This is a genomic window from Streptomyces sp. NBC_01476 (genome assembly GCF_036227265.1).
Lineage (GTDB): Bacteria > Actinomycetota > Actinomycetes > Streptomycetales > Streptomycetaceae > Actinacidiphila.
This window is the reverse complement of the sequence record NZ_CP109446.1, coordinates 1216229-1239111: the sequence shown is the minus strand read 5'-3', so window position 1 is coordinate 1239111 and position 22883 is coordinate 1216229. Positions and strand designations below refer to the sequence as shown.

Below are 22883 nucleotides of genomic sequence, written 5' to 3'. Positions count from 1 at the left end.
AGCCAGGTCCAGCGCGCATGACGCGGAACGCGGCTCGCCAGTCGGCCCCTCCACCCGCGAGGGTACGGAGCGGGAGGGCCGCCCGATCGGCAGGTGTGACCCGGGAAGGGCCCGGACACCCAGTAGACAACGGCCTTGGTACCGACTCGCAGCCAGCGGGTCCCAGGTCGGCCCGAAGGGTGTCCGGGCCCGTTCCGTGTGTGGTGGGGCGGGTGGGGTGTGGGCTCGCAGCTGGGGGTGCCCCCGGACGGAGTCTGGGGGAGGGTCCCAGGTCGGCCCGAAGGGTGTCCGGGCCCGTTCCGTGTGTGGTGGGGCGGGTGGGGTGTGGGCTCGCAGCTGGGGGTGCCCCCGGACGGAGTCTGGGGGAGGGTCCCAGGTCGGCCCGAAGGGTGTCCGGGCCCGTTCCGTGTGCGCTGGGGCGGCGGGGTGCTGGTGGGGACAGGAGGGACGCTTTGCATCCCCGCGACCCACCCTGGAGCCAACTCGGGGTACCGTCGGCTTCACCACCTCTCCACCTGCAGGAAGGCCGCGATCGTGCGCCTGCGCCCCCAGACCGCGACCGCGGCGCTCTCGACGGACACCGAGCGGACGGTCGTGGCACCCGCGCCGGGGACCGCCCGGCCGGCGCCCGCCACGCGGCGCAAGCGGTTCGCCGCCACCGCCCGGAAGGCCGCGCCGAGCACCGCCGTCGCGGCCGTCAGCGGCGCCGTCCTGACGCTGGCGTTCCCGCCGTACGACGTCTGGCCGCTGTCCGTCGTGGCGGTCGCCGCGCTGTCGCTGCTGATGCGCGGCCGGACCGTACGGCAGGGCGCCTGGCTGGGCTTCGCCTTCGGGGTGCCGTTCTTCGTCTGGCTGCTCGCCTGGCTCAACGTGGTCGGCTGGGACGCGGTGATCGGCCTGTCCGTCGCCGAGTCTCTCTTCCTCGCCGCGCTGGGCGCCTGCCTGGTGCTCAGCCAGAAACTGCCGTGGTGGCCGTTGTGGGCCGCCTGCCTGTGGGTCACCGAGGAACTCGCCCGGGACCGGCTGCCCTTCGGCGGCTTCCCGTGGGGCCGCCTCGCCTTCGCCAACACCGGCTCCCCGTACACCCCGCTGGCCGCGCTCGGCGGTGCCCCGCTGGTCACCTTCGCGGTGGCCCTCAGCGGCACCCTGGTGGCCGCCGCGGCGCTGGCCGGGTGGCGGCTGCGGACCGAGCCCCGGCGGCTGCGCACCGCCGTCTCCTGCGGCATCGCGCTGGCCGCCTCGGCGGCGGCCCTGCTGGCCGGCTTCCTCGTGCCGGTGCCCACCGGCGCGGCCGACCACGTCCGCGTCTCCGTCGTGCAGGGCAACGTCCAGCAGCCCGGGCTGCACTTCCTCGGCCGCCCGATGATGATCCTGGACAACCACGTCGACGCCACCCTCAAGCTCGCCGCCGACATCAAGGCCGGCAAGGTGGCCAAGCCCGACCTGGTGCTGTGGCCGGAGAACTCCTCCGACCTCGACCCGTTCAGCAACCCCGAGGCGTACGACAAGATCACCCAGGCCGTGCAGGCGGTCGGCGTGCCGATCCTGGTCGGCGCCCTGGTGGACGGCCCGGACAAGGACCACGTGCAGAACGAGGGCATCGTCTGGGACCCGGTGACCGGACCCGGCGCCCACTACACCAAGCAGCACCCGGTGCCCTTCGGTGAATACGTGCCGTTCCGCAAGGAACTCACCAAGGTCATCAGCCGCCTCGACGAAATCCCGCGGGACTTCTACCCGGGAAAGAAGACCGGCGTCCTGCAGATCGGTCCCGCCGAGCTCGGCGACGTCATCTGCTTCGAGGTCGCCTACGACGGCATCGTGCGCGACACCGTCAACGCCGGCGCCCGGGCCATCGTCGTGCAGACCAACAACGCCACCTACGGGCGTACCGGCCAGCCCGAGCAGCAGCTCGCGATGTCGAAGCTGCGCGCCATCGAACACGGCCGGGCCGTGGTCACCGCCGCCACGAGTGGCATCAGCGCGATTGTCGCCCCCAATGGCAAGATCGAGCAGCGCAGCGGTGAGTTCACCCAGCAGGTTCTCAACGCCGACATCCCGCTGCGTGATGAGAAAACGGTCGCCGACCGCCTTGGTGCGGTACCCGAGTGGACACTCGCTATGGTGGGGCTCCTGTCCTGCGCGGCCGCTGTCGCGATCGGCAGGCGCGACCGCTCACGCATGACAAAGGGGTAAGGGAAGCAGTGACAGAGAACGACGGGGAGCAGCGGAATCACGGCCCGCTCGGGCAGATTCTGGTGATCATCCCGACCTACAACGAGGCCGAGAACATCAAGCCGATCGTCGCGCGGGTGCGGGCATCGGTCCCCGAGGCCCACCTCCTGATCGCCGACGACAACAGCCCGGACGGCACGGGCAAGATCGCCGACGAACTGTCGCAGAGCGACGAGAACGTGCACGTCATGCACCGGCAGGGCAAGGAGGGCCTCGGCGCGGCCTATCTGGCCGGCTTCCAGTGGGGCATCGACGCCGGATACGGCGTCCTGGTCGAGATGGACGCCGACGGCTCCCACCAGCCCGAGGAACTCCCGCGGCTGCTCACTGCCCTCAAGAGCGCCGACCTGGTGCTCGGTTCGCGCTGGATCTCCGGCGGCCGGGTGGTGAACTGGCCCAAGTCCCGTGAGTTCATCTCCCGCGGCGGCAGCACCTACTCGCGGCTGCTGCTGGACGTGCCGATCCGTGATGTGACCGGCGGCTACCGGGCGTTCCGCCGGGAGACCCTGGAGGGCCTGGGCCTGGGCGAGGTCGCGTCGGCCGGCTACTGCTTCCAGGTGGATCTGGCCTGGCGCGCGGTCAAGGCCGGCTTCCATGTGGTCGAGGTGCCGATCACCTTCGTCGAGCGGGAGCGCGGCGACAGCAAGATGAGCCGCAGCATCCTCGTCGAGGCGCTGTGGCGGGTGACCGCGTGGGGCGTCGGCTCCCGGGTCGCGAAGGTCACCAAGCGCACGGACTGAGTCCCGGCGGGAGTCCCAACGGGTCGGCGCGGGCGGTCAGTCGAGGATGTTGACGGCCCGCGCGACCACCAGCACGACGACCACCAGCGACACCGCCGACTGCACCAGCATCCACAGCTTCGCCTTCCGCGTCACCGGCATCACATCGGTCGGGCTGAAGGCCGTGGAGTTGGTGAAGGAGAGATAGAAGTAGTCGAGGAAGGCCGGCTCCCAGTGCGGGGGCGCCAGATCCGGCGACTGCATCTGCACGAAGAGGAAGTCCGGCACCGGCCGTTCACCGGCCGCCCGGGCAGCCGGCCCGCCGCGGTCGAGCTCCCAGTACAGCAGCGCGAAGATCGCGGTGTTGGTCAGCCAGATGCCGCCGCCGTTCAGCAGCAGATGGCCCGCCGACTCGCCGTCAGTCCCCCGTACCACCCCGCCGATCAGCCGCACCGCGGAGTACGCGTTGGCGCCGCCGATGATCCCGGTCAGGGTCAGCCCCACCACCTGGTAGACGCGCGAGTGGCGCTCGATGCGGTGCGGGTTGAGGATGATCAGGCAGGCCAGCAGGGCCAGTTCGACGGCCGGCATCAGCGGCCTCGGCGGCACCACCAGCCGGGCGGGGAGCACCCACTGGATCACCAGCACCGCGACCACCGCGCTCGTCGCGGCCCACCGCGGCTCTCCCCGGGTGGCCCGCCGCCAGGCGGGCAGCAGCCGGTGCTCGGCCTCGTCGAACGTGCCCCGCGCCGGGGTCGTCAGCAGCGCCTCGATGCGGGCCAGCCGCTCGGCCAGGACATCCGGCCGCTCGATCGCCGCCGGGGGAACGGGCGGCCGGGACCCGCCGGGCGGAGGTCCGTCGTTGTCGTCGGGGGAGTGGGTCACGCCGGTCATGGTGTCGCCGTTGCCCCTGCGGTGTCCATTGCCGTGCCGCCGTGCCGCCGTGCCGCCGTGCCGCGGTGTGACCGCGGCACGGCGCCGCGCCCTCACACCGAGGGCGCGTCCAGTCCGATGAGGACGCGGGACGAGCGGCCGGCACACACCATCGCGTCCGGATGTTCCCGGCCCAGGGTGCGGGCGTAGCCGTACTTGGTGCGCTCCCACTGGCCGTTGGCGGCGATCCGGCGGATCGGCGAGCCGAGCGCGTCGATGGTGGTGACGTGGTTGGCGGCGCCGGCCAGCGACCACGGGTGGTCCTCACCGAGGGTCCTGTTGAGCAGCGGCTGCGTCTCGGTCTCCGCCCGGTCCGCCCGTTCGTACTCCCGGCGCAGCCAGGCGCCGGTCGCCCGGTTGACGCGGACCGCGAGGGCGTGCGGGTGGTCCTGCGGCAGGGAGGTGCCGAAGGCGGCCGCCGCGGCCTCGAAGAGCGGCTCGGCGGAGTAGCCGTCCCGCAGCGCCAGATGAACCAGTGCGAGGTTGTTGCGGCAGATGGCGGTGGACGGGTGGTCCTCGCCGTTCACCGCCACCGAGAGGTCCACCGCGCGCCGGCCGGGGACCAGCGCCTCGGTGGCCCGGCCGGTGCAGCGCAGCGCGGAGGCCAGTTCGGACAGGGCCATGATGTGCTCGGGGTGCTCGGCGCCGAGCACCCGCCGCATGGGCTCCACGACGTTCTGCACGTTCCGCCAGCCCTCGTCGTACGAGCCGACCGCCCGCAGGCACGCGGCGAGGTTCAAGGTGGCGGTCAGCGCGATCACGCTGTCGGGTTCGAAGAGCTTGCGGCACCGCTGCGCGGTCTGCTCCTGCATCTCGGCGGCCTGCCGGTACTCCCCGAGGTCGCGGTGGGCGCGGGCGATCCGGTTGAGGGCGATCAGCGTCGCCCGGTCGCCGTCACCGCGGATCCGCCGCTGGTCGCGCCAGAGTGCCTGGTCCTGCTCCAGCGCCCGCCGTGGCTCGGCCAGCAGCAGGCTGGAGACGGCCGCGTTGTTCCGGGCCATCAAGGAGAGCCGGTCGTTCTCGCCGAACTCCGCGGCGGCCCGCTCCCGGGTGCGTTCGTCGACCTCCCGGGCCTCGGCGTAGCGGCCCAGCCGGCGCAGGTCGCCGCCGAGGTTGAGACCCACCCTGATCGCGATCTCCGGGCGGGTGTCGGGAACCTCCTCGATCCGGTCGGCGAGCGCCTGGTCCAGTTCCAGCGACTCCTTCGCCGCGCCCTGGTTGCGCAGCGCGTTGGCGAGTTCCAGGGTGGCTTCCCTGATGTCGGTGTGGTCACTGCCGAGGATCGGCTCCCAGGTGGCGAGCACCGCGCGGGCGGTGATCACGCTGTGCTCCGACTCGCCCCAGACCATCAGCGTGCGGATGACGTGCAGCATCAGCGACCGGGTGGTCTGGTCCCCGGCGCAACGGGTGCAGTCCCATGCCTGGGAACTCTCCAGGTTCCGCCAGATGTCCAGCATGATCTGCCACTGGGAGACCGAGCGGGCCGCGACCAGATCGCGCTCGCGCAGCATCAGGTGGATCAGATGGCGGTAGACCCCCAGGTCCGCCTCGGGGATGCAGCCCTCGATCACCCGCTGGGGGACGCGGTGCATCTCGATGGTCTGCTCGTCCTGGTCGAGGGTGATACGGGCCAGCGAGTGACGGCGGATCACATTGACGATGTCCCGCTCGCTGCCGCCGCGCTCCAGCAGTTGCGGCAGGCTCGCCAGGCCGGGGCTCGGCAGTGTCCCGGCGAGTGCCGGCAGGTTCCCGAACATTCGTACCGGGGTGGGCGCGCTGGCCATCAAGGAGAGCAGCTTCAGCAGTTCGCCGGCCGCGGGTGAGGCCGTGACCACATCGTCGAGCGCGGCCATGTAGGTCTGGTCGAGCGGCTTGGGGTATCCGGTGGGCCGGTACCGGAACGGCTGGGAGTCATGGCCGGTGACCCGGCGCAGATAGGCGTCGATCTGTACCGCAGGGGTGGCGGGGACGTCGATCAGCGCCAGGTCCGGCAGCGGCCACGGGCCCTCCTCGGCCGCTTCTCGCGGGACGGCGAGCACGACGTCACCGCGGTCGTCGCCCGCGCTGCTGCGGACCGTCACCCGGCGATGGCCGGCGACGACATGCGCGCAGGTCAGCACCTTGCCGGGGGCGACGAAGAAGCCGGAGCCGAGCAGGTCGGCGGCGCCGTCCGCGGTGAGCAGCGCCACGCAGGCGGCAGCCGCGTGGTTCTGCAGCTCACCGGCGCCCTGCGCCGGGCTACTCACCGGCGTCCGCGCCGCGGGCCGGGGGCGGGGCCGCCGGGGCCGGTCCCCCCTCGGGCGGTACGGCCGCGGCGGAGTCAGCCGCGGTGCCGTCCGGGCCGGCGGGCCCGTCGCTGTCGCTGTCGCCGTCGCTGTGGTCGTCCTCGCCGCTGCCCTCCTGGTCGCCTTCCCGCTGCCGGGCGCGGCCGTTCTCCCAGCCGAGGGTGATCCTGATGGACGAGGTGGCGTGCACATCGGCGAGCATGCTGACCAGTTCGCCCGAGGCGATCTCGATGTCGAGGCCGAACTCGATCTCCACGCTGTGCGGGGCGATGGACTGCAGGCCGTCGTGGACGCTGCGGGCGATTCCGTGGATCGCCTCGGTGAATCCGGAGAGCGGCACCGGGGTGTCCGGATCGCGGCGCCGCAGCCGGTCACGGAGACCGCCGGCGTCCTGGGCGTAGCCGCCGGCCGGGGCCTCGCGGGTGTCCTTGACCTTCACCCAGAGGAATTCGCCGCTGGGTAAGACCGCTTTGACCGATTCCTGCCCCGCTGCGTCCACGGCCCCCCCAGGCGAAATGTCGCTCCGACAGGCGACCAAGGTACTCGCGGGGACGGGGCGGTGTGAACGGTTCCGCGCAATCGCGCGGGACCGCCCGACAAGGGCGAAGGAGCAGGCGCCCGGGGCGCCGTTCGCGTGGTCGACTGCGGCACACTTGGACTATGACGACGAGTTCACCGCCCCCGGTCCGCCCGCAGCCGACCGAACGCCCCCAGCGGCGGCGCTCGCGCGCCCGCACGGTGGTGCCGCTGGTGATCGCGGCGTGGGCGGTGCTGGAGATCTGGCTGCTGATCGTGGTGGCCGGGGCGACCAACGGGTTCGTCGTCTTCCTGTGCATCCTGGCCGGCTTCGTGCTGGGTGCGGCGGCGGTGAAGCGGGCCGGCCGCAGCGCCTGGCGGAATCTCGCGGCGACCGTGCAGCGGCAGCAGCGCCAAGCCGGCGGCCCCGGGCCTGCCGAGGGCGAGGAGCCGCTGCAGCCCGGCGGCAGCCGTACCGGGCTGCACATGCTGGGCGGGATGCTGCTGATCATCCCCGGATTCGTCTCGGACGCGGTCGGCCTGGTGCTGCTCTTCCCGCCGACCCGTAAGCTCACCGGCGCGATCCTGGACCGGGTGCTGGCCCGCAAGCTCTCCGCCCCGGCCACCGCGGCCGACCCCGGCTCGCTCGGCGACCTGCTGTCGCAGGCCCGCGAGGCCGAGGAGCAGTCACGCATCCACCGCCCGGACGGCAAGGTCATCCCGGGCGAGGTCGTCGACCGCGACAAGCCCTGACGGAGGCCGGCGAACGGTGCGCGGTTCGTGGACGGACACGGAGTGGGCGTGACACCGGGGGGAGCGGATCCCCGGGCCGGGAGCGGGTCCCGGGTCCGCGCAAAGGTCCGCCCCGGTCCGCCCCGGGTCCGCCCCGCGGACAGAGAAAACCGCCCGGCTCGGGAGCGTGTACGCTCCCGCACCGGGCGGGGAAGTGTCGGGGGCCCGCGCCTTCGCGGGCCCGTGGGCCCACGGTCAGGCGCTCTTGCGGTTGTCTCGCGGATGCACCGCGATGTTCATCGCGCCGGAGCGCAGGACGGCCAGCCGTTCGGCCAGCACCTCCTCCAGCTCCTCCAGCGTGCGCCGCTCCATGAGCATGTCCCAGTGCGTGCGCGCCGGTTTGACGGCCTTCTCCTCGGGGCCCTCTCCGTCCACCAGAAGTGCGGTCTGGCCGCAGGCGCGGCATTCCCACTCCGGCGGAATCTCGGCCTCAACCGAGAACGGCATCTCAAATCGATGGCCGTTCCGGCATGCGTACTCAACGGTCTGGCGCGGGGCCAGATCGATACCGCGGTCGGTCTCGTAGCTGGTGGCCCCGAGTCGCGTGCCGCGGAGAGCTCGCTCACTCATGAATCGTGCCTCCCGGGCTTGGTCGCCCACAGGACAGGTGTCGCTGTCGTCGTCATCCGGTCAACGTCCGGTCGGCGGTGAAGATTCCCGTTGCGGGATATGCGTCGCCCGTCGTGTCAGCCCTGTTTGTACCCACCGGTGCCCGTTTTGTCACATCTGGGCAGAGATGTCACCCGGTGTCGTCGTATCTTTTCCTGCAGTAACGGTCAAGCTGCGGGGCCAACCGCGTACACTACCGGTCCGCGCCATCAAGGGCTAAATCGCCCCCGACAACCGCTGTCGCCCGTAGTTCCCGGGTGACTCCCGCGGTGACGCGAAGACCCGCAGGAAGAACTGGGCGAGCGGGCCGATAGTGGTCGCGTAAAGCACCGTTCCGACTCCTACCCCGCCGCCGAGCAGAAAACCCGCGGCGAGCACGGTCAGTTCGATCACGGTCCTGATCGACCGGAGCGAACGCCCGGTCCTGCGGTGCAGCCCGGTCATCAGTCCGTCGCGCGGTCCTGGGCCGAAGCGGGCGGCGAGATAGAGGCCGGTCGCCGCGCCGTTGAGCACCACGCCCGCGACGAGCAGCGGGATCCTGACCGCCAGGGCGCCGTAGTGCGGGACGACCGCCAGCGTCAGGTCGATTCCGGTGCCCACCAGGAAGACGTTGGAGACCGTACCCAGGCCCGGCCGCTGCCGCAGCGGCCACCACAGCAGCAGCACGGCCGCGCCGACGACAATGGAGACATCGCCGATGCTGATCCCGGTGTGCCGGGACAGGCCCTGGTGGAGCACGTCCCACGGGTCGAGTCCCAGGTCGCCGCGGATCACCAGGGCGTCGCTCGCGCCGTAGAGGCCGAGGCCGGCATAGAGGCGGACCAGCCTGCGGTACGGCAGCGGCCCGCGGAACGGCAGCCGCCGGCGGGACGGCGCGGGCGGCGGAGAAGGCGGTGACGGCACGGAACCCCCCTGGTTGTCGGTCGAACGCACGTGACACTCTGTGGCCTGAATATGCTGGTCTTCTACGGCCAATCACCGGAAGGTGGACTGAATTCGATGTCGCAGTGGACCGCGTCGGTGAGTGCGGCGCATCTCGCCCGGCTGCTCGAACCCCGGCCGCGCACCGGTGGGGGCGGCCGCAGGCTGCCCGCCTACCGCGGACTGGCCGATGGCGTACGGCTGCTGGTGCTGGAGGGCCGGGTCCAGGTGGCGGCCCGGCTGCCCGCGGAACGCGAACTGGCCCTCGCGCTCGGCGTGAGCCGGACCACGGTGGCAGCCGCGTACGAGGCGCTGCGGGCGGAGGGCTTCGCCCGCTCCCGGCGCGGCGCGGGGAGCTGGACCGCGGTCCCGGAGGGACACGTGCTGCCCTCGCGCAGCCTGGAGCCGCTGCCGCCGGACGCGGCCGGCTCGGTGATCGACCTCGGCACCGCGGCGCTGCCCGCGCCCGAGCCGTGGCTGACCCGGGCGATGGAGGGCGCGCTCGCCGAACTCCCCGCGTACGCGGCCACCCACGGCGACTTCCCGGCCGGGCTCCCGGTGCTGCGGGAGGCCATCGCGGAGCGGTACACCGCGCGCGGGGTGCCGACGATGCCCGAGCAGATCATGGTGACCACCGGGGCGATGGGCGCGATCGGTGCCGCGGCCCGGCGGCTGGTGGGCCTGGGGGAGCGGGTGGCCGTGGAGTCACCGAGCTACGCCAATGTGCTGGAGCTGTTCCGGGAGACCGGGTCCCGGCTGGTGCCGGTGGCCTTGAAGGAAGGGCTCGGCGGCTGGGAGATGGACGCCTGGCGCCGGGTGCTGCGGGATGCCGCACCGCGGATGGCCTACGTGATGCCGGACTTCCACAACCCCACCGGGACGCTGGTCGGCGACGACGAGCGGCGTGAACTGGTGGAGGCCGCGCGGGCCGCCGGGACGGTGCTGGTCGCTGACGAGACGATGGCCGAACTCGTGCTGGACGGCGCGGAGTCGGGGGTACGGCCGATGGCCGCGTTCGACCGCGGCGGCACGGTGATGACGGTGGGTTCGGCGAGCAAGGCGGTGTGGGCGGGGCTGCGGATCGGCTGGGTCCGCACCACTCCGGACGCGGTGCGGCGGCTGGTCTCGGCCCGTGCCTATCTGGACCTCGGCTCGCCGGTGGTGGACCAGCTGGCGGTGGCCTGGCTGCTGCGCGGCCAAGGCTGGGACCAGGCGCTGGCCGCACGGCGGCGGCGGGCGGCGGAGTGCCGGGACGACCTGGCGGCGGCGCTGCGGGAGCGGGTCCCGGACTGGGAGTTCACGGTGCCGCGGGGCGGGATGACCATGTGGGTCCGCACCGGTGACGTCTCCGGCTCCCGGCTGGCCGTGGCCGGCGAACGCCTCGGGGTCCGTGTCCCCTCCGGTCCCCGCTTCGGCGTCGACGGCGCCTTCGAGTCCTACGTCCGGATCCCCTTCACCGTCAGCGGGCCGCTCGCCGCCGAGGCGGCGGCCCGGCTGGCCCACGCCGCCGACGTGGTGCGCTCCGGCGGCGGCGCGGACGGCGAGGGCACCAGCCTCTTCGTGGCCTGACGGACAGGGCCCGCCAGAAGCCGGCGGGTCAGCCGAGTTCGAGGTCGGCGACGGTGCGGACCACCGCGTCCTTGCCGAGGGAGACCGCTTCGGGAGCCGGCGGCTCGGGGTCGGGCTCGGGCTCGGGGGTGGCGGCCGGCGCCGCCGGGGCCGCGCCCGGGAGGAGGGCCAGCACGCAGTCGCGGTCCGCGGGGGAGGTCTCCTCGTCGTACGGGTCGGGCGTGGCGGGGACCTGGAGCCGCAGGACCGGGCCGGTGCCGAGGCGGGCGTAACCGCGGCCCGGCGGCACCTCGGCGGCCGGGGTGGTCCGCTGCGGGGCGCCGAGCACCGCGGCGACGTGCTCCGGCGGCAGCGGCCCCAGCACGACCCGCGCCCTGGTCTGCGCGATGACGACCGGCGCCAGTGTCTCCGTGGCGTCGAGCTGGTCCGCCACCGCGACCGCCACATTGGCCGTCCGCCCGTGCCGCAGCGGAACGTCCAGCAGCCCCTGCGGATCCGGCCGCCCCTCGGCGAGGGCCAGTTGGGTCAGCGCGGTCGGCCGGTCCACCAGGATCCACAGCGGGCGCCGTACGTCGTCGGCGGCCGGACTGCCGGACTGCCGCGCCCGGTTGACCGCGATCAGCCGCCGCTCGGTCTCGTGCGCCGCCCACTCCAGCGTGGCCGACGCGCCGAGCAGCCCGTCCTCGACCGCCAGCACGCCGGGCCGGCCGGCCAGGCACGCGTACTCACCGGTCCCGCTCCCGTCGATCACCACGATGTCGCCGTGCACCAGCGCCTGGAGGGCGATCGACCGCAGCAGGCTGGTGGTGCCGGTGCCGGGCTGGCCGAGCGCGAGCAGGTGCGGCTCGGTGGAACGGGCGCCGGTCCGCCACACCACCGGCGGCGCGTCCTTGGTCTCGCCGCCCACGGTCACCGGCACGGTCCGCTGGACCGCGTCGGCGTCGGTGAAGCCGAGCACCGTCTCCCCGGGCGACGTGACGAACCGCTGCGCGACCACATCGGTCGGCAGCGGCGGCAGCGCGGTGAGCGTGAGCTGGTTCTCCTCCTCGTTCCAGTCGAAGCGGTACTCCCGCCCCCGGCCGGCCTTCGCGTGCAGCAACTGCTCGACCCTGGCCCGCGAGTCGGCCTCCCCGTCGGTGAAGTACGCCGGGTAGCGCAGGTGCAGCCGCACCAGCCGGCCGTCCTGGAACTCGTGCGAGCTGAACGCCTTCTCCCAGCTCCCGTCGTGCGCGTACAGCGGCGCCGGGTCGGCGGCATTGGACAGGTACGGCACCAGCGCCTCGTAGAGCGACTGCAGGCGCACCCCCTCCGCCTCGCTGGGCCCGGCAGGAGCCGGGGAGTTGCGGTCGCGGCCCATCCAGGCGGCGGACGCCATCAGCGCGACCACCGCGAGAATCGGGCCGTACGGCATCATCACCACGATGACGACGCCGGCCGCGGCCAGCAGCAGCGCCGGCCCGCGCTGCTCCTTGGCGGTCCGGCCCCACCAGCCACCGGCCCAGGCGGCCTGGCGGCGCATGCCGCGGCCGATGGTGATGACGGGGTGGAGCACGTCGGTCGCGCTGTCGGCCGCGGTGCGCGCGAGATCACGGCCGCGGACGAGCGCCGGTCGGCTGCTCAGGATGCTGGGAAGGGGACGCCTGACCACGGGGTGCTCCATGGGGTGGTTCGGGGGGTGGGGATGCGCTGTGGGACGCGCGGCCCGGGACGGGGGGACAGCCCGTACCGAACGGGTACAGGCCCGGAGCGGGTCGACCGCCGCCGGGCCCGTGGGGGTGGCAGGAGTGGCCGTCGGGGACGGCCGCTAGATCTTGAGCCCGCCGATGAGGCTGGCCAGGCTCTGCCCGCCCGCCTTGATGCTCGGGGCGATGGCGGTGCCCGCGAGGTAGAAACCGAAGAGAGTGCAGACCAGCCCGTGGGACACCTTCAGGCCGTCCTTGCGGAAGAACAGGAAGCAGATGACGCCGAGAAGAACGACGCCGGAGATGGACAGGATCATGTGGCTCTTCTCCTGGGTGATGGGGACGGTCACCTTCAGTTCTTCCAGGCTCACAAAAAGTAATAGGTCATGCTCGGTGGCAAATGGGTGATTTGTAGCGAATTTCCACCACGTGGGTGAGGCCCCGGCGGCCCGCCGCCCGGGCCCCGGCGCGATCACCGCAGGGCACCGCCGCACCACGCGCCGCCCCACCGCCGGTCCCGCTTCCGGACCGGCCACTTCCGCCGATCGGGTGAGCGCCCCTCCCGTTCGGCCCCGCCCGCCGCCCCTTGGCAGGATGGGAGGTGTGCGACTGACCCCGATCACCTGGCCGCGGCTGGCCGAGACCCTGGCAGAACGCGTCGCCACGGCGCCCCCGCCCGGACCCTGGTGGCGCGTCGCGGTGGACGGCGCCCCCGCGGCCGGCACCGGCGAACTCGCCGACGCCCTGGCCGCCGCGCTGCCGGCCCTCGGCCACCCGGTGCTCCGGGTCCGCGCCGAGGCATTCTGGCGCCCGGCCTCGCTGCGCCTGGAGTACGGCCACGAGGACGTCGACGCGTACTACCAACTCTGGCTGGACGCCGGCGCGCTCCGCCGCGAGGTGCTCGAACCGCTGGGCCCCGGCGGCACCGGACGCGCCCTGCCCTCGCTGCGCGACCCGGTCACCGACCGCTCCACCCGGGCCGGCTACGTACAACTGCCGCCCGGCGGGGTGCTGGTGCTGGACGGGCCGCTGCTGCTCGGGCAGGGGCTGCCGCTCGACCTGACCGTTCATCTGCGGCTCTCCCAGGGCGCGTTGGAGCGCCGCACCCCGCAGGAGGACCGGTGGACGCTGCCCGCGTACGACCGCTACGACCGCGAGGCACTGCCCGAAGAGACCGCCGATGTCCTGGTACGCGCCGACGACCCCCGGCACCCCGCCTGGACCGGCTGAACGGCCCGCGCCGGTACGGGTGCCCGGCGGCGCGGGCCGTTCGCCCGGTCCCGCCTTGCCGTGGGCCCGCGCCCCCCGCTAGCGTCCACGAGCACCATGACTGTCGCCATCGCGCCGCTGACCACCGAGCACATACCCATGGCCGCACAGCGGTACGACCGCTGGTTCTCGCGCGCCCGCCGCCCCCCTTCCCAGCGATCGTGGCTGGCCGACGGCCCGGTACGGGGCGATGAGCTGCTCGGCAAGCTGCACACCGCCCCCGGCCTTGAGGCGTGCCGCGCGCTGGACGGTGACGGCGAGCTGATCGGTCACCTCGCCGCGATCCCGGTCGACCTCGCGCCCGACGACCCGGCCGCGCTGCGCAGCCATCCGCGCTCCGCGCTGGTCCCGCACGGCGGCCACGCGCTGCCCTCCGGCCGGGAGAGCGAGGTGCTGCGCGCGCTCTACGTCCGGGTCGCCGCCCGCCTGGTCGCCGACCGGCGGCTGGTGCACTACGCCTGGGTGCCGGCCGGCGAGACCGCCACCTCCCCGTGGGCCGACCTCGGCTTCGGCCGCGAACTCGTGCATGGACTGATGGGCGTCAAACCGCGCGGCCGGCAGCCCCGCGGCGTCGAAGGGCTCGCCATCCGCCGGGCCGGCCCCGGCGACCTGCCGCAGATCGGCCGGATGGCCGCCGAGTCCTCCCGCCGGCACCGCGAGACCGCGGTCTTCCAGCCCCAGCCGGAAGGCGCGCTGGCCGCGCTCCGGCTCCGCTACGCCGACGCGCTCGGCGACCCCCGCTGCGGTGCCTGGATCGCCTCCCGCCGGGGCGAGGAGATCGGCATGGTGCTGCTCCACCCGGCGATACCGGACCCGGTGATACCGGAGTCCTGCGTCGAACTCGCCGAGGCGTACGTGGAACCCGCCGCCCGCGGCGAGGGCATCAGCCGGGTGCTGCTGGCCACCGCACTGGCCTGGGCGTACGACAACGGTCACCGCTACATGTCGGCCCGCTGGCCGTCCGCCTCCCCGACCGCGGCCGGCCACTGGCCGGCCTTCGGCTTCCGCCCGGTCGCCTACCGCCTCAGCCGCACCCTGGACGCCCGCATCGGGGGCGCGCCGGGCACCTACTGACCGGGACGTGCCGACCGGGACGTACTGACCGGGAGCCGGTCATCGGCAAGTGCGCCGCCGGCGCCTCGGTGCAGAGCGCCTCGGCCCGTTCGTCGGGTGACGGCAGCGGCAGCGGGCCACCAGGGCGTGCGCCCAGCCCTGCCGGCTGCGGGCGGCCCACTCCTCGAAGCGGGCCGGCGGCTCGTCCGCCTGCCGCGGTACGCCCAGCCGGACCGCGGCCTCCACCGGGTCGGGGACGCTGCGGACGGCGCAGATGTGGTGCCGGACCGACGGCCCGGACAGCAGGAGGAGCCGGTCGGGCGCCGACCGGGCGCGGCCCAGGCCGAGTTCGAGCAGCCCTTGCGACCAGTACGCCCAGGGCGCGCCCGGTGCCATCGCCGTACCCGCGCCGCGGGCGAGCGCCCGGTCCACGTGCCGCCGGCAGTCGTCCTGTTCGCCGCGGACCGCCGCGATGTGCGCCGGCGCGCTGCTCAGCTGGCTGACCCACTGGCCCTGCCCGGTGTCCCCGGCGATCCGCAGCCCGTGCGAGCACGCCGGGCGCTCAGGCCGGCAGGGTGCTCTGGATCTGCTTGAGGAAGGCCGCGTTGTCCGGGGTCTGCCGCATCCGCTCCAGCAGCACATCGATGCCCGACTGGGCGTCGCGCCCGTACAGGGCCCGGCGCAGCCCGCGTACCACCGACAGTTCGCCGGCCGGCAACAGCAGTTCCTCGCGGCGGGTGCCGGAGGTGAGCACGTCGACCGCGGGGAAGATCCGGCGTTCGGCCAGCGCCCGGTCCAGGTGGAGCTCCATGTTGCCGGTGCCCTTGAGCTCCTCGTAGTAGAAGTCGTCGGCACGCGAGCCGGTGTCCACCAGGGCGGTGGCCAGGATGGTGAGCGAGCCGCCCTCCTCGGCCAGCCGGGCCGCGCCGAAGAGCCGCTTCGGCCCGGTCAGCGCCGCCGCGTCCACGCCGCCGGACAGGGTGCGTCCGCTGCCGGCGCCCGCGGTGTTGTGCGCCCGGCACAGCCGGGTCAGCGAGTCCAGCAGGATCACCACGTCCTGCCCCAGCTCCACCAGCCGCTTGGCCCGCTCCACGGCCAGTTCCGCCACCGCGATGTGCTGCTTGGCCGGCTGGTCGAAGGTCGACGAGATCACCTCACCGCGCACGCTGCGCCGCATGTCGGTGACCTCTTCCGGGCGCTCGTCGAGCAGCACCACCATCAGATGGGCCTCGGGATGATTCGCGGCGACGGAGGCCGCGATGCTCTGCAGCAGCATGGTCTTGCCCGCTTTGGGCGGCGCCACGATCAGCCCGCGCTGGCCCTTGCCGACCGGCGCCATCAGATCGATGATCCGCCCGGCGGCGGCGCTCGACCCCTTGAGCCGATCGCTCTCCAGCCGTAGCCGCTGCCGCGGGTGCAGCGGGGTCAGATCGGCGAAGTGCCGCCGACTGAGGCCAGGCGGGCGTCCGTTGACCAGCCGTACCTCATCGAGGATGCCGGACCGGCCGGTTACCCCTTCGACCAGGTCCCCCTTGCGGAGGTCCGCGGCACGGATCTGCGCCGCGGAGACCTGGACGTCACCGGGTGACGGCAGCCACCCGGAAGCACGCAGCCGGCCGCCCCGGCCGCCGCTCACATCGAGCACGCCGGCCACGGTGGCCGGTGGCATGTCCCGCTGTACCTGCGGGCGTTCAAGAATGTCGGTCATGAATCGTCGTCCTTTCGAGGACGGGAGTCCCGAGCGGGTCGACGCGCGGCCGAGCAGGTCGGGGAGGAAGAATGCGGAAGATCACAAGGGGGATGCGGCGCGAGCGGAGAACCATCACGCTCCACGGACCGCGAGATGCCACCGGAGACCGGTGCATGGAGAACGTCGCGGAAAAATCACGACGGGGAGATCACAGAAGACCCCCGGAAGATCAGGGACAGCCGCCACAGAAAGGCGAGAACTATGCGTCCCTAGTAAGAGCTTAGCACGGCCGGTGCCGCGCCTGGTGTCACTCCACCTCGATGCCGTGTTCCTGCACCAGATCGAGCAGCCCATCGGGGCCCGGATACCCCTTGCCACCTGGCACGAAGTTCCAGTTCCCGTCCGCCCGCCGGCGGAAGGAGCCGAGCACCAGCGCGGTCTCGCCCGGCCTGCCGTCGGAGACCTCCAGCCGGTCGGCCTCGTCGCCCGCCGGATCGGTCAGGCGGATGCGGGCGTCGGTGAAGCCGGTGAGATCGGCGTGCGGATCCGCCTCCGGGTCGACCGCGGCGACCAGCACCACCCGGTCGGCGCGGGCCGGCAGCCGGTCGAAACTCACCCAGATCGCGGCCTTGTCCGTACCCAGGGCCGGCATCATCCGCACAGTGCCGTCCGGGGTGCGCGGGTTGTTGTAGAAGACGAAGTGGTCGTCACCCAGGGCCCGGCCGCCCGTGCACACCAGGGCGCAGACATCGAGCCGGACCGAGCCTGACCACCACATGCCGAGCACGCTGGCGTCAGCGTCCTCAGCGTCATCGGCGTCCTGAGCGTCATGGGCGTCACGGGCGTCCCGCGTGTCCTGTCCGGGGCCGCCGGCCGGGTGCGGGGCCGCTTCCGGAGCGGTCGCCGGGCCGAGCCGCCCGCGCAGCCCGTACTGGTGCAGCAGTGCCACCAGGTCGGTACCCGACACGAGAGTCATCGGTTTGCCGCTGACGAAGACATAGGAGCTGCGGCCGAAGCCGGAGGTGGTGACCAGCACGCCCTTGTTGGCGCCGATGCTCTGCACCGTGCCGTACAGGTCGCGCACCGCGGTCGGCGGCACCGTCTTGCGGTAACGCTTGACCTGTACGGCGATCTTCCCGCCGCGGATCGGATCGGGGTCGAGCGCGTCCACGTCCACCCCGCCGTCACCGGAGCGGACCGTGGTCACCGCCTGCATGCCCATCGCCCGGAACAGCTCGGCGACCAGCTCCTCGAACTCCAGCGGGTCCATCGCCAGCAGGTCGGGCTCGTCGTCCGCGTCCTCGCCGCCGTGCGAGACGACCGCCCGGCCCGCGGCCCCCGGCAGCCGGGCCGGCGGCACCGCGGTCCGCCGGTCGGGACGCGGTGACAACTGCCCGCCCAGCCCCTCGACCAGGCAGTCCGCCGCGTCGACCGCGGCCAGGTTGACCGCGGCGAAGTCGGACCTGGACACCGCGACACTGGCCAGATAGACCGGGGTACGGTGCCCGGTGGCCGGATCGACGTCGTCCACGAAGCCGTTGAGCACGACCGAGTCGAGCAGTTCGAAGCGGTCGGCGCCGAAGACCTCGCGCAGCACCAGCAGCAGACACTGGGCGAGCAGGTCGCGGTAGGCGGCGCGGCGCTCGGTGGCGGGCCTGGCCACTTCCTTGTCCCGGTCCGCGCCCGGCAGGTAGCGCACCAGCGAACTCTCCGGGATCACCGCGAAGGGCGGCAGCTCCCAGTTGAGCAGCAGCCGCCGCTCGGGCGGTTCGAAGGACGCCGACACCTGGCGGGGCAGGCCCTCCGGCCAGACCGGCGAGGCATAGAGAGCGGCCGTCAAGTACTCGACCACAGCTGCCGGTTCGCCCCGCCGCAGCGCCGCGAGGGTGGTTTGCACCTCGGCGTTGTGCCGCCGGACCTCGGCCAGGCGGCTGTCCGCCCACTGGCGGTACTGCTCGCGGTAGGCGGCGAGTTGCTGCTGCCGCCGCGCCTCCGCGGCCTGCGCGGCGCGCAGGCCGTCCTCGTAGCGGGCCCGCGCCGCCTGTTCCTGCGCGCGGTTGCCGAAGCCCCAGCCGGAGCGCTGCGCGGGCAGATACGCCTCGGGCCGCGGCATCGGGAGCGGGTCGGCGAGCCGGCCAGGTGCGAAGGGCTCCAACTGCTCCGAGGCGAGCAGGGCGTCCGGCGAGAACACCGCGGCGGTGCAGCCGGCCCGCAGCAGTCCTGACAACTCCGCCATTCTGCGGTCGAGTTCGTCGGTGCGGTTACGGGCGTCGGCCTCCCGCCGGGAGCGGTACTCCGCCTGCTGCTCCCGCCGGCTGCGTGCCTGGGCCCGCTCGGCGGCCCGCTGCCTGCGCTCCGCCTCCCGCAACTGCACGGCCTGGGCCCGGTGTTGTGCCTCGGTCTGCCGTTGGCGCTGCCGCTGTATCTCGGCCCACGTGGACACCGGACCGGTCGAACGACGGCTCATGACGCAGAAGGCTCCCTCCGGGCGGACGTCCCGGCCCCCCCGGGCGGCGTTGGCCTTGAGGCAACAGAGCGTACTGCCGACGATACGGCCACGTCAGCGCTTCTCCGCCACCGGCCCGGCAAAGATCGGGAACCGTCGCCTGCGGACCCCGATCGCGGTCACCGCGCGCAGGGCCTGACCGCGACGCCGGTCCGCCGGCGCCCTCGCGCCGGGCCGGGTTTCTGACCGGATCTCTGACCGGATCTCTGGCCGGGTTTCCGGCCGGCGGGCGCCTCAGCCCGTCCGCTCCGGCGCTGCGTCGTCACCCCGCTCGTAACGGACCGCGGCTGCCGCGATGTTGCGGGCCATGCCGCCGAAGACGGCCGAGTGGAAGGGGGAGATGCTCCACCAGTAGGCGTGGCCGAGCAGGCCGCGCGGGTGGAAGAGGGCACGCTGGCGGTAGTGGCAGCGATCCGGCCGGTCGCCGGGCATGACGGTCAGTTCGAGCCAGGCACGTCCCGGCAGCCGCATCTCGGCACGCAGGCGCAGCAGGCGCCCGAGCTGGAGCTCCTCCACCCGCCAGAAGTCGAGGGAGTCGCCGACCCGCAGGTGCTGGGCGTCACGGCGGCCCCGGCGCAGTCCCACCCCGCCCACCAGCCGGTCCAGCCGGCCGCGTACCGACCAGGCAAGCGGGAAGGAGTACCAGCCGTGCTCACCGCCGATCCCCTCGACGATCCGCCACAGCGCCTTGGGGGAGCAGGCGATGTGCAGCGACCGTACGTCGGTGTAGAGGCTGCCGCCGGCCCAGTCCGGATCGGTCGGCAGCGGGTCGCTGGGCGCGCCCGGCACCGCGGCCGACGACCAGCGCGTCTCCACCTCGGCGTCCCTGACCTTGCGCAGCGCCAGTCCGAGCGCCTGGTCCAGGCCGATCGGACAGCCGGGCGGGTCGGGAACGTACTCGGCGATGTCGTGCTCGGCGCAGACCACCTCATGGCGCAGCGACTCGGCCAGCGGCCGGGCGATCGCGGCCGGAACGGGGGTGACCAGTCCGACCCAGTGGCTGGACAGGCCAGGCGAGAGGACCGGGACCGGCACGATCAGCCGCCGGCTGAGCCCGGCGATCGAGGCGTACCGCCGCATCATGTCGCGGTAGGTGACCACGTCGGGGCCGCCGATGTCGAAGGTCCGGTTGATCTCCGGCGGCAGCCCGGCACAGCCCACGAGATACCGCAGGACGTCCCGCACCCCGACGGGCTGCAGCCGGGTACGGACCCAGCTCGGCGTGATCATGACCGGCAGTCGCTCGGTGAGGTACCGCAGCATCTCGAAGGACGCAGAGCCGGAGCCGATCACCACTGCGGCCCGCAGCACGGCGGTCGGCACTCCGGAGTCCAGCAGGATGCGGCCCACCTCCGCGCGGGAGCGCAGGTGCGGCGAGAGATCCTGCACGGGCACGCCGGGCGGGGTGAGACCGCCCAGGTAGACGATCCGCCGGACCCCCGCCGCCCGGGCCCTGGCCCCGAAGATCCGGGCCGACTCCCGGTCGGTCCGCTCGAAGTCGGCGCCGCCCAGCCCGTGCACCAGGTAGTAGGCCACGTCGATGCCGCGCATCGCCTCGGCCACCGCCCCGGCGTCGAGCACGTCCGCCCGGACCGTCTCCACGTCGGCCGCCCAGGGGTGGTCGCGGAGCTTCTCCGGGGTACGCGCGGCGCACCGCACCCGGTGGCCCGCGGCCAGCAGCCCGGGGACGAGCCGCCCGCCGATGTATCCGGTGGCGCCGGTCACCAGGCAGTGCAGGCCGCCGCCGTCGGTGCTCAACGCGGCCTGGCCGTCGCGCGCTTGCGCAGCACCAGCACCGACACGGCGGCCACCACGGCCAGCGCGCCGCCGATGTACCAGGCCGTCGGCGAGCCGGTCGGCGACGCGGTGTGCGCGGCAGGTGCCTCGGCGGGCAGTGTGGCCGGTGTGCGGCGGACCGGTGCGGCGGCGGCCGGGGCCTGCGCATGCGGGGCCCGGGCGGGCGGAGCGCCGGCGTGCGGGGCGCCGGCCGCCGGGGCGTTCGCCCCACTGCCCTGGAGCGCGGCCGGCTGGACGCTGTTGAGGGTGCCGACCGACCCGGTGCGTCCCGCCGCCTCGAAGCCCCAGTCCAGCAGCGCGGTGGCCTCGTGGTAGACGGCTTGCGGTTTGCCGGACTGGGGGTTCATGACGGTGGCGATGAGGGTGCGTTCGCCGTGGGTGGCGGCGGCGATCAGGGTGTTGCCCGCGTTGGTGGTGTAGCCGTTCTTCACCCCGATGACGCCGGGGTACTTGGTGACGCCGTCGGCGCCGGTGAGCAGCCGGTTGGTGTTCTGGATGCCGAAGGACTCCACGTAGTTGCCGTTGGCGTCGTAACCGCCGGGGAACTGCGCGCTCGCCGTCGAGCAGTACTCCGCGAAGTCGGGGTCGGCCAGGCCCGCCCGGGCGAAGACCGCCAGGTCGTAGGCGGAGGAGACCTGGCCCGGCTCGTCGTAGCCGTCGGGTGAGACCACATGGGTGTCGTCGGCGCCGAGCATCTTCGCCTTGGCCTGCATCTGGGAGACGGTCAGCGGCACCGAGCCGTTCATGTGCGCCAGGACGTGCACGGCGTCGTTGCCGGAGGCGAGGAAGACCCCGCGCCACAGGTCCGCGACGGTGTACGTCTGGCCGGCCTGGATACCGACCAGGCTGCTGCCCTCGCCGATGCCGGCCAGGTCCTCGTCGGTGACCTTGTGGGTCGTCTCGCGCGGGATACGGGGCAGCACCGTGTCGGCGAAGAGCGTCTTGAGGGTGGAGGCGGGCGGCAGCTGCCGGTGCGCGTCCTTCGCGGCGAGCACCTGGCCGGTGCGGGCGTCGGAGACGGTCCAGGAGAGCGCGGACAGGCCGGCCGGCAGCGCCGGGGTGTCGTCCTCGGGCCGCAGCTGGACACCGGGCCTGCCGAGCAGTGCGCCGCCGGCCGCGACGGAGGACGAGGAGCCGGCCGAGCCGTGCCCGTCGCCGGAGGCGGCAGCGGCGGGCAGCGTGCTCAGCGCCGCGAGGCAGCAGGCCGCGGCGAGGGCGCAGGCCGGTGTGGCGGTGTGGCGGCCGGCGGGTCCGGCCGCCCGGGTGGGGACACGGGAGCGAGGAGGGTGCGAGGCAGTCATGCCGCCACGTTAGGAACGCCCGCACCCGCCCGGCACCGCGGCGAGGCCCATCCGGATGAGAAGGCGTGCCTCCGGGTGACGCGGAACCGACGGGCCGTCACCCGGCAAGCCGACACACCGTCACTCCTCGATGTGCAGCAGGAAGTCCGCGTAGCGGTGCACACCGGGCCGGCCCCCGGCCTCGGTGAGGGCGCGCCGCAGCGCCCGCAGGTGCCCGGGGTCCATCTGCAGCGGCGCTTCGTCGGGCTGGTGGGTGGTGCCCCGCGGATAGTCGTCGCCGGGGGTGGTGGTCATCTCTATGTGGCACCCCAGCAGCTGGGTGACCGGGTGGCGCTCGCAGAAGTTCAGCAGCCGGTCCACGGTCGCGGTGTACGCCGGGAGGTCGCGGATGTAGAGGTGGCCGGGGTAGAGGGTGTCGCCGGTGAAGAGCAGCCCGGTGCGGCGGTCGTGGAAGACCGCGGCGGCCGGCTCGTGCCCCGGGCCCGGGATGACGTCCAGCACCCGGCCGCCCAGATCCAGCGACGCGGTGCCGTCCGGCCAGTGCGGAAGACCGAAGTAGCCGCGGACCGCGTCCAGCCCGGGGCCGACCGTCACGGTGTGCGGGCGGTCCGCGAACTGCCCGTCGCCCGCGATGTGGTCACCGTGGCCGTGGGTGTGCGCGACCACCATCCCGTACGACGGGTACGGGTGCAGCGCCAGCCACTGCGCCACCGCCTCGTCCACCACCCGCCGCAGCGGGAAGTACGCCGGGTCGGCGGTGGCCCCGGTGTCCAGCAGCAGCGCGCGCTCCTCGCCCAGCAGCAGGAACATGAACGGCGCCTCGAAGTGCACCGACATGTTCTGCCGCAGGATCAGCGTGCTCTCGTCGTAGGAGTGCAGCTGGATGTCCGGCGCCGGGTCGTGCTTGGCCGACGGCCACCCCGCGTGCCAGCGCACATCGAGCCCGCCCCGCTGTCGTTGAGTCATGCAACGACCCTATCCATCGGTGTCCCCCGTCGGTTCTCCG

19 protein-coding genes are annotated in these 22883 nt (G+C 73.5%); 6 read left to right on the top strand and 13 right to left on the bottom strand.

The genetic code is table 11. The features are described 5' to 3' along the window. Positions 1–540: 540 nt before the first annotated feature. Positions 541–2196 (top strand): apolipoprotein N-acyltransferase, encoded by a 1656-nt coding sequence (gene lnt, locus OG552_RS05390; RefSeq protein ID WP_443071141.1) that lies wholly within the window; start codon positions 541–543, stop codon positions 2194–2196. 8 nt (positions 2197–2204) lie between these two features. Further along, a complete protein-coding gene (locus OG552_RS05385) occupies positions 2205–2975 on the top strand; it encodes a polyprenol monophosphomannose synthase (protein WP_329130041.1) in 771 nt (256 codons plus the stop codon). Between the two features lie 36 nt (positions 2976–3011). On the opposite strand, the gene OG552_RS05380 is transcribed toward OG552_RS05385, so the two are convergent. The 3 genes from OG552_RS05380 to OG552_RS05370 form a co-directional block, all read right to left on the bottom strand. After that, positions 3012–3839 carry a hypothetical protein gene (locus OG552_RS05380; RefSeq protein ID WP_329130040.1) on the bottom strand — a complete coding sequence of 276 codons (828 nt, stop codon included), beginning with the start codon at positions 3837–3839 and terminating at the stop codon, positions 3012–3014. A 101-nt stretch (positions 3840–3940) separates the two neighbouring features. Further along, positions 3941–6133, bottom strand: a complete 2193-nt coding sequence (gene fxsT / locus OG552_RS05375) for an FxSxx-COOH system tetratricopeptide repeat protein (protein WP_329130039.1) — start codon at positions 6131–6133, stop codon at positions 3941–3943. Beyond that, positions 6126–6611 carry a CU044_2847 family protein gene (locus tag OG552_RS05370; RefSeq protein ID WP_329130038.1) on the bottom strand — a complete coding sequence of 162 codons (486 nt, stop codon included), beginning with the start codon at positions 6609–6611 and terminating at the stop codon, positions 6126–6128. The genes fxsT and OG552_RS05370 overlap by 8 nt, the downstream gene beginning before the upstream one ends. Positions 6612–6832: 221 nt before the next feature. Between OG552_RS05370 and fxsA the strand changes: the two genes are divergently transcribed. After that, positions 6833–7441, top strand: a complete 609-nt coding sequence (gene fxsA / locus OG552_RS05365; protein ID WP_329130037.1) for an FxsA family membrane protein — start codon at positions 6833–6835, stop codon at positions 7439–7441. Between the two features lie 234 nt (positions 7442–7675). Here fxsA and OG552_RS05360 read toward each other — a convergent pair whose 3' ends face one another. Together OG552_RS05360 and yczE are read right to left on the bottom strand one after the other, a co-directional pair. Continuing rightward, positions 7676–8050, bottom strand: coding sequence for an RNA polymerase-binding protein RbpA (locus OG552_RS05360; protein ID WP_311295778.1), 375 nt, complete (start codon positions 8048–8050; stop codon positions 7676–7678). A gap of 255 nt (positions 8051–8305) precedes the next feature. Continuing rightward, positions 8306–8947, bottom strand: a complete 642-nt coding sequence (yczE, locus tag OG552_RS05355) for a membrane protein YczE (RefSeq protein WP_329140552.1) — start codon at positions 8945–8947, stop codon at positions 8306–8308. Between the two features lie 141 nt (positions 8948–9088). On the opposite strand from yczE, the gene yczR reads away from it, so the two are divergent. Beyond that, positions 9089–10579, top strand: coding sequence for a MocR-like transcription factor YczR (yczR, locus tag OG552_RS05350; protein WP_329130036.1), 1491 nt, complete (start codon positions 9089–9091; stop codon positions 10577–10579). Between the two features lie 28 nt (positions 10580–10607). Here the strand turns inward: yczR and OG552_RS05345 are convergent, their stop codons facing one another. Both OG552_RS05345 and OG552_RS05340 read right to left on the bottom strand, forming a co-directional pair. Beyond that, positions 10608–12227: a hypothetical protein gene (locus OG552_RS05345; protein WP_329130035.1), complete on the bottom strand. Its 1620-nt coding sequence runs from the start codon at positions 12225–12227 to the stop codon at positions 10608–10610. Positions 12228–12383: 156 nt separating this feature from the next. After that, positions 12384–12578, bottom strand: coding sequence for a hypothetical protein (locus OG552_RS05340; RefSeq protein ID WP_329140550.1), 195 nt, complete (start codon positions 12576–12578; stop codon positions 12384–12386). Positions 12579–12864: 286 nt separating this feature from the next. Between OG552_RS05340 and OG552_RS05335 the strand changes: the two genes are divergently transcribed. Together OG552_RS05335 and OG552_RS05330 are read left to right on the top strand one after the other, a co-directional pair. Beyond that, positions 12865–13491 carry a uridine kinase gene (locus OG552_RS05335; protein WP_329130034.1) on the top strand — a complete coding sequence of 209 codons (627 nt, stop codon included), beginning with the start codon at positions 12865–12867 and terminating at the stop codon, positions 13489–13491. A 96-nt stretch (positions 13492–13587) separates the two neighbouring features. Beyond that, entirely contained in the window at positions 13588–14604 is a 1017-nt protein-coding gene (locus OG552_RS05330) for a GNAT family N-acetyltransferase (RefSeq protein ID WP_329130033.1), read from the top strand. A 39-nt stretch (positions 14605–14643) separates the two neighbouring features. On the opposite strand, the gene OG552_RS05325 is transcribed toward OG552_RS05330, so the two are convergent. From OG552_RS05325 to OG552_RS05300, 6 genes are all read right to left on the bottom strand, one after another. Continuing rightward, positions 14644–15015, bottom strand: a complete 372-nt coding sequence (locus tag OG552_RS05325) for a hypothetical protein (RefSeq protein ID WP_329130031.1) — start codon at positions 15013–15015, stop codon at positions 14644–14646. A gap of 130 nt (positions 15016–15145) precedes the next feature. Continuing rightward, positions 15146–16291 (bottom strand): transcription termination factor Rho, encoded by a 1146-nt coding sequence (gene rho, locus OG552_RS05320; protein WP_329130029.1) that lies wholly within the window; start codon positions 16289–16291, stop codon positions 15146–15148. Positions 16292–16580: 289 nt separating this feature from the next. Beyond that, the gene (locus OG552_RS05315) at positions 16581–18740 is read right to left on the bottom strand and encodes a restriction endonuclease (protein ID WP_329130028.1); all 2160 of its coding nucleotides are present in this window, start codon (positions 18738–18740) and stop codon (positions 16581–16583) included. Between the two features lie 273 nt (positions 18741–19013). After that, on the bottom strand, positions 19014–20537 hold the full coding sequence (locus OG552_RS05310) for an SDR family oxidoreductase (protein WP_329130026.1): 1524 nt from the start codon (positions 20535–20537) through the stop codon (positions 19014–19016). Next, complete coding sequence (locus OG552_RS05305; RefSeq protein WP_329130025.1) at positions 20534–21877, bottom strand: D-alanyl-D-alanine carboxypeptidase family protein; 1344 nt, start codon at positions 21875–21877, stop codon at positions 20534–20536. The genes OG552_RS05310 and OG552_RS05305 overlap by 4 nt, the downstream gene beginning before the upstream one ends. A gap of 120 nt (positions 21878–21997) precedes the next feature. After that, positions 21998–22843, bottom strand: coding sequence for an MBL fold metallo-hydrolase (locus tag OG552_RS05300; RefSeq protein ID WP_329130023.1), 846 nt, complete (start codon positions 22841–22843; stop codon positions 21998–22000). Between the last annotated feature and the right edge of the window lie 40 nt (positions 22844–22883).

Coding starts and splice junctions, on each gene's coding strand:
- fxsA (WP_329130037.1), top strand. CDS start 6,833: ATGACGACGAGTTCACCGCCCCCGGTCCGCCCGCAGCCGACCGAACGC.
- OG552_RS05360 (WP_311295778.1), bottom strand. CDS start 8,050: ATGAGTGAGCGAGCTCTCCGCGGCACGCGACTCGGGGCCACCAGCTAC.
- yczR (WP_329130036.1), top strand. CDS start 9,089: ATGTCGCAGTGGACCGCGTCGGTGAGTGCGGCGCATCTCGCCCGGCTG.
- OG552_RS05340 (WP_329140550.1), bottom strand. CDS start 12,578: ATGATCCTGTCCATCTCCGGCGTCGTTCTTCTCGGCGTCATCTGCTTC.
- OG552_RS05330 (WP_329130033.1), top strand. CDS start 13,588: ATGACTGTCGCCATCGCGCCGCTGACCACCGAGCACATACCCATGGCC.
- rho (WP_329130029.1), bottom strand. CDS start 16,291: ATGACCGACATTCTTGAACGCCCGCAGGTACAGCGGGACATGCCACCG.
- OG552_RS05315 (WP_329130028.1), bottom strand. CDS start 18,740: ATGAGCCGTCGTTCGACCGGTCCGGTGTCCACGTGGGCCGAGATACAG.
- OG552_RS05305 (WP_329130025.1), bottom strand. CDS start 21,877: ATGACTGCCTCGCACCCTCCTCGCTCCCGTGTCCCCACCCGGGCGGCC.
- OG552_RS05300 (WP_329130023.1), bottom strand. CDS start 22,843: ATGACTCAACGACAGCGGGGCGGGCTCGATGTGCGCTGGCACGCGGGG.